Here is a 6,704-nt window from a genome sequence, read left to right on the forward strand (position 1 = left end):
CTTCTAACAGGAATGCTCCTAATTTGATTGTTATCTAATTAGATGATAGTCGAATTAGTTAGAGTTTGCAACTGTTTTTGTGAAAGCAGGAGAAACATGTTTGGCAGGCTGGGATGTCGCAACATTATCTGTGTGAAGGAAGGTACGTACGTACGAAAAGTGTGTCGGCCACTCTTAAATATTGTTGTTTTTTAATATATTCTGTTAAGCGATCACGCAGTTAAACCGGGTTGATTGGAGAGGAGGGTGCGATTGTCATCAAAACAGAACAAAGGGTTACGCTGAGGCTGTTTAGGATTTCAATATCAAAAAAAGAACGGTAATTAACTTTTCCTAAATATTTCGAGCGAAATAGAGGTTCCGCAAGTAACGCAATCTTACATAAAGAGAAGGGGAAATTTCTCCCGCAATTGCCTGAATCAATCTTTGTGAATTACTCCATCTTTTATGGTTTGGGAAATCGGGGTATACTTAGAGCAGATAAAAATAGCCGTGATGTTCATATTTATGATTTTGTACTAGAGCTGTAATAAAGGGTGCCTGAACGGAACTCCTCCGTACTGAAAGGGCTCTTATAAAGTGAAAGTGAAGGTGAATGCTTTGGCCGATACACATGTTTATACGAAAAAAGAAGAGCTGGTAAATGCTATAACCCATGGTATTGGAGCCATGCTCAGCATAGCTGCATTATTTTTTCTGATTATTTATTCAGCAGAACAAGGCAAACCGTGGCATCTGGCTGCTTCCATCATTTACGGGATTTCGATGCTTGTTCTATACATGGCGTCTACACTGGTTCATAGCTTTCCTCCTGGCAGAGCCAAAGACCTGTTTGAAATCTTTGATCATTCAGCCATATATTTTTTTATCGCAGGCACTTACACACCATTTATGATTATTTGTGTAAACGGGGTTCTCGGATGGTCATTGCTTGGAATCGTCTGGGGTATAGCGATGGGAGGAGTCATTTTCAAAGCGTTTTTTGTGAAGAAATTCCTGTTTTTATCCACGCTTCTTTATCTGGTTATGGGCTGGATGATAGTTGCAGCCTGGAGTCCCCTTAGTGCTGCGCTTCCGCAGAATGGCATGTATTTGCTCATATTTGGGGGCGTTATGTATACTGCCGGTGCATTATTTTATGTATGGAGAGGTTTTCCTTTTCATCATGCTGTATGGCATCTATTTGTGCTGGGAGGATCTGCGGCCCACTTTTTTGCAATACTTCTTTATGTTCTTCCGCTCGATGCATAATAAGTCAAGGACAGTGAAGCTGCCAGTTTTAAGGGAAGTATCCGCTGTCTTCTGATTTCAGTTTTGTTCACAAATTTGTCATATATAAAAAAATGTAGTATAATTGCATTGTGCAAAGGGGTTATTATATATTTTGCATTTATACGGACTTATGGGGATAAGACCGAGTGATGGCTCTTTAGTCTAACTGGTTTTCATGTGATGAAAGCGTTAACTGAGGGTCATCCCTGTATATTTTCGGAAGGTTTCTTTTTTGCAGAAAGGGCCTTTTTTTTATGCCTTCTTAAGTAACTCTGCACCCCGCCAGTCCTCTGCTTCTTTAAGTGAGAAAATTCCGCGAATTTTAAAAAAGGTTTTTAATTTTTTGCATTGGGGAATCACCATACTGTCGGATGGTTAGTAGCTTGCTTATCATTCACTAACAAAATTGGAAGAAGGAATCATTGTGGAAGGAATTTTTTATGCATTGCTCCCGGCTATTGCGTGGGGAAGCCTGGTGCTTGTCAGCGTAAAGCTCGGAGGCAATTCCTACAGCCAGACACTTGGCATAACATGCGGATCGCTTCTATTTGCGGTTGTCATGTTTTTTATAAAAACCCCTGAAATGAGCGGGCTCGCATGGGCGGTTGGCATGATATCAGGCTTCTTTTGGTCTGTTGGACAGCTATATCAGCTGAACAGCGTCAAATATATAGGAGTATCCAAAACCGTGCCGATTTCTACAGGAATGCAGCTTTTGGGTACAACGCTTTTCGGAGTAATCGTGTTTAAAGAATGGACATCAAAAACTACGGTCATTCTTGGCATAATTGCACTATTATGCATCATCGCTGGAGTCATCTTTACAAGCACAGGCCAGTCTGAAGATAAAAATGAAAAAGGGAACAGCCTTAAAAAAGGCTTACTGGTCCTCCTTTTATCATCAGTCGGATATATTGGTTATGTTGTAATTATTAAATGGTTTAATATCAGCGGCTGGTCGGCAATTCTTCCACAGTCTATTGGAATGCTCGCCGGTGCCTTGCTGCTGTCAATCAAGCACAATCCTTTTTCAAAATATGCGTTTAGAAATATTTTAACAGGGATAATGTGGGGAATAGGAAATATAGGATTATTGCTGGCGAATCCAAAAGTGGGTGTAGCCATAGGATTTACTTTTTCTCAAATGGGGATTGTCATTTCCACATTAGGCGGAATATTTCTCCTGGGAGAAAAGAAATCCGGCAAACAGCTGGCATCCGTCATAATTGGATGCGTACTTGTAATTGCCGGGGGAGTTCTTTTAGGATTCACAAAACATTAAAAGGTGAGGTGCCATTTATGTATCAGGATTTGGAAAATAAAGTGGTTGTTGTTACAGGAGCTGCCAAGGGTTTAGGAAAGGCCATTGCAGAGCGATTCGGCAAGGAAAAAGCGAAAGTGGTCTTGAACTACCACTCAGATAACAGCGAATATCAGGAAATTATTGAAACTATCAAAAAAAATGGGGGAGAAGCTGCGGCTCTCCAAGGTGATGTAACGAAAGAAGAAGACGTCAAAAAGCTCCTTGCTTTTGCTGTTGAAAAGTTCGGCAAGGTTGATATCATGATAAACAACGCCGGAATTGAAAATGAAGTTCCTTCACATAAGCTTTCACTGGAAGATTGGAATAAAGTCATTAATGTCAATCTGACAGGAATGTTCCTTGGCAGCAGAGAAGCCATCGCTTATATGGTGGAAAATGATATAAAGGGAAATATTATTAACATGGCTTCAGTACATGACCGTATTCCATGGCCCCATTTTGTCCATTATGCTGCAAGCAAGGGCGGTGTGAAACTGATGACCGAAACTCTGGCGCTTGAATATGCACCAAAAGGAATCCGGGTCAACAATATATCCCCTGGAGCCATCGATACGCCGATCAATGCTGAAAAATTTGCAGATCCTAAGGCAAAGCAGGACACACTGGATTTGATTCCTATGGGTTATATAGGTAAGCCGGAAGAAATTGCTGCTTGTGCGGTCTGGCTGGCATCATCAGAATCAAGTTATGTAACTGGCCACACATTGTATGCTGACGGCGGCATGACCAAATATCCAGGCTTCCAGGCCGGAAAAGGCTGATAAAAAAGGGCTTCGGCTCTTTTTTTATGCCGAAAAACGGTGAAGAGTCAGGATTTTGCGCCATGGCACCCCATATACAGCATGACTTAACGATTCAAATTTCGGCCGCCATACAGGAGCTGAAAGTTCAAAATATCTGTGATAAGGCCAACAACTATAATAATGCCCGATTTTTTTCTTGTGTTTCAGGTTATACGCCTATGCAAATAAAGAAAATCCACATATTTGTATAGAGTAAGAAAAATACAGAAGAAAAAAGGGAGGCCCATTATGAATCCTGAATTTGATGGCGTATATGCAGATGGGAACGATTTAAGAAGACCGTGGGGATTTGGAGGCATCGGGCGTGTTGGCTTTGGCAGACCGGGATTTGGCTTTGGAAGGCCAGGATTTGGCTGGGGAAGACCGGGGTTTGGCTGGGGCAGGCCGGGATTTGGTTTTGGATTTGGAGGCCCATTTGTCGGCGGACTTCTAGGAGGCCTCGCAGTAGGTTCCTTACTCGGCGGACCTTATTATGGAGGTTACGGATATGGATATCCTTATGCATATGGATACCCTTACGGCGGATACCCATACTATGGCGGCGGATATCCTTACTATTATTAAATAAAATATGTGAATAAACCAAGCCGGGTGCTATACCCGGCTTTTTGTTATTAGCTTCAAATAGTTCATTTTTTTATGAATTCTGTGAGGCTGCTCCATCATTCAATTAGCCACCTAGTCACAAAACAGCAAAGTTTACGAAAACAGCACAGTTATTAATACAGGAAATGATTCTGCAAATCATGCTTCACATATGAGTAATAGTAGGTTTTAAAATAAAATGAAAAATTATCAAAACATAGATTTACATTTTGCTCAAAGCAGTAGGACTCCAGAAAGCCTTCTATTAACTCTGAATCATCAATATCATCCAGCAGTCCTGAAACGAATAATTGATAGTGGAACTTTTTATACAAAAACCCATAACCGCTGTTTTCAAATATCTCCTTAATTTGAGAAGCTTCCATACATATCACCCCTTATCGAGCATTATGCCAGCTCTTGGCATTTTTTAAACCTTGAATATAGAAAATCTGTTCATCCAGCAGAAATTTTGCAGCAGGTGTCGGGTTTCATAGGAGATCGTAGCTGATTTTAGTGTATCATCCAACCAAATTTCGAAGTTTTCACTTTAAACCGAGGAAATTTAGCACAAAAATGACCTATATATATTTTATTATTAACCTCGCTAGAATAAAGACTCTTCGCAGCAATTCTTAATTCCATATAAATCGGAGTGTGATTTTATTTAAGATAGTAAGGTAAAAGAAAAGCACACTATCTCAAAATGAAATAGTGTGCCTTAAAATTATTTGTACATTTCAGCAACCTGTTTTTGCAGCTCGCTGTTTTCAAGATACTCATCATAGGACACTTGCTTATCCACAACACCATTTGGAGTTAATTCGATAATCCTGTTAGCGATTGTCTGAATGAACTGATGGTCATGGGAAGTAAAGAGCATAGATCCTTTGAAACTGATAAGACCATTATTCAAAGCAGTTATGGATTCAAGATCCAGATGGTTGGTAGGCTCATCAAGCATTAGAACATTAGAGCCGCTCAGCATCATTTTGGATAGCATGCAGCGCACTTTCTCGCCGCCTGATAGGACACTTGCTTTCTTAAGAACTTCCTCGCCTGAGAAAAGCATTCTGCCAAGGAAGCCCCTAAGGAAGCTTTCACTTTGGTCATTAGGTGAATATTGGCGAAGCCAGTCAACAAGAGAAAGATCACAGCCCTCAAAATATTCGGCATTATCTTTAGGGAAATATGCCTGTGTAGTAGTGATTCCCCATTTATATGTGCCGCTGTCTGCTTCCATTTCTCCTGAAAGAATTTTAAATAAAGTCGATTGGGCAATTTCATCTCTGCCGACAAGGGCAATTTTGTCATCTTTATTCATGATGAAAGAGATATTGTCCAAAACCTTTACTCCGTCAATCGTTTTTGAAAGACCTTCAACTCTTAATAAATCATTTCCGATTTCTCGTTCCGGAGTGAAGTTCACATAAGGATAGCGCCTTGATGAAGGCTGGATATCATCTAACGAAATTTTATCAAGCAATTTTTTACGTGAAGTTGCCTGTTTAGATTTTGATGCATTCGCACTGAATCGTGCAATGAAATTTTGAAGCTCTTTAATTTTTTCTTCTTTTTTCTTATTAGATTCCTGTGTCAGCTTTTGTGCAAGCTGGCTGGATTCATACCAGAAGTCATAGTTGCCCACATATACCTTAATCTTGGCAAAATCAAGGTCAGCGATATGTGTACATACCTTATTTAAGAAGTGTCGGTCATGCGACACTACGACAACTGTATTGTCAAAGTTAATTAAAAATTCTTCAAGCCATTGAATGGCTTTTAAATCAAGATGGTTGGTAGGCTCATCCAGTAATAGAACATCCGGTTTGCCGAATAAAGCTTGTGCAAGAAGGACTTTTACCCTGTCGCCGCCTGTAAGCTCAGCCATTTTTTTGGTGTGAAGATTTTCCTCGATACCAAGACCCTTTAAAAGAATGGCAGCTTCAGATTCTGCTTCCCAGCCATTCAATTCAGCAAATTCACCTTCAAGTTCGGCAGCTTTCATGCCATCTTCGTCAGTAAAATCGGCCTTCATATAAATAGCGTCCTTTTCCTGCATGACGCTATATAATTTCTCGTGTCCCATAATAACCACTTTTAAAACTTCATGTTCTTCGTATTCAAAGTGATTTTGTTTTAATATGGCTAGGCGTTCTCCCGGCCCCATATGGATATCTCCGCTTTGTGCTTCAATTTCTCCAGAAAGGATTTTTAAGAATGTCGATTTACCGGCGCCATTAGCACCAATCAAGCCGTAGCAGTTACCAGGATTGAATTTTATATTTACATCTTCAAATAGCTTACGGTCACCATATCGCAAGCTAACGTTATTAATAGTAATCATTTATTAGCATTCCTCCATTGACAATGTCTTTGAAATTATAACATGGAAAAGGGGGGACTGGAAAATGGTTTTCATTCTGCAGCGTTAATTTTAATGAAGAACGGGAACTACAGGCTATATTAACTTCACAGATTCTAATTTTAAAAAGGGATAGAATCAGAATTTTCTTCGGGAAATTCATGCTTGATATTGTTATATTTTTCTGATAATATATATTTCCGCCATTTCACCGCTGATTCTAAATTTCTCCGGGCAGCAAGTCAATTTGAAAGATGAGAGAGGCAATGCTCTTTTCGAAAGGAGAAAATAATGACTGCAGATCAGCATCCTGATTTTCAAAAAGAAAAGCTTCATTTAGAATTCACAAAAAGAT

6 protein-coding genes are annotated in these 6,704 nt (G+C 39.8%); 4 read left to right on the forward strand and 2 right to left on the reverse strand.

Translation table 11 applies throughout. The annotated features are described in order from the left end of the window. Positions 1 to 600 precede the first annotated feature (600 nt). The 4 genes from trhA to BIV59_RS17050 all read left to right on the forward strand — a co-directional run bounded on the left by trhA (position 601) and on the right by BIV59_RS17050 (position 3,963). Complete coding sequence (gene trhA, locus BIV59_RS17035) at positions 601 to 1,251, forward strand: PAQR family membrane homeostasis protein TrhA (protein WP_071352661.1); 651 nt, start codon at positions 601 to 603, stop codon at positions 1,249 to 1,251. A gap of 445 nt (positions 1,252 to 1,696) precedes the next feature. Next, positions 1,697 to 2,554: a GRP family sugar transporter gene (locus BIV59_RS17040; protein WP_071352656.1), complete on the forward strand. Its 858-nt coding sequence runs from the start codon at positions 1,697 to 1,699 to the stop codon at positions 2,552 to 2,554. A 17-nt stretch (positions 2,555 to 2,571) separates the two neighbouring features. Then, positions 2,572 to 3,357, forward strand: coding sequence for a glucose 1-dehydrogenase (locus tag BIV59_RS17045; RefSeq protein WP_071352657.1), 786 nt, complete (start codon positions 2,572 to 2,574; stop codon positions 3,355 to 3,357). A 270-nt stretch (positions 3,358 to 3,627) separates the two neighbouring features. Next, on the forward strand, positions 3,628 to 3,963 hold the full coding sequence (locus tag BIV59_RS17050; protein WP_071352658.1) for a hypothetical protein: 336 nt from the start codon (positions 3,628 to 3,630) through the stop codon (positions 3,961 to 3,963). 155 nt (positions 3,964 to 4,118) lie between these two features. On the opposite strand, the gene BIV59_RS17055 is transcribed toward BIV59_RS17050, so the two are convergent. Together BIV59_RS17055 and BIV59_RS17060 are read right to left on the reverse strand one after the other, a co-directional pair. Then, positions 4,119 to 4,370: a hypothetical protein gene (locus tag BIV59_RS17055; protein ID WP_071352659.1), complete on the reverse strand. Its 252-nt coding sequence runs from the start codon at positions 4,368 to 4,370 to the stop codon at positions 4,119 to 4,121. A gap of 341 nt (positions 4,371 to 4,711) precedes the next feature. Next, positions 4,712 to 6,331, reverse strand: coding sequence for an ABC-F family ATP-binding cassette domain-containing protein (locus BIV59_RS17060; RefSeq protein ID WP_071352660.1), 1,620 nt, complete (start codon positions 6,329 to 6,331; stop codon positions 4,712 to 4,714). Between the last annotated feature and the right edge of the window lie 373 nt (positions 6,332 to 6,704).

It is taken from the genome of Bacillus sp. MUM 13 (genome assembly GCF_001866725.1).
In the GTDB taxonomy this organism is placed as follows: Bacteria; Bacillota; Bacilli; order Bacillales; family DSM-1321; genus Peribacillus.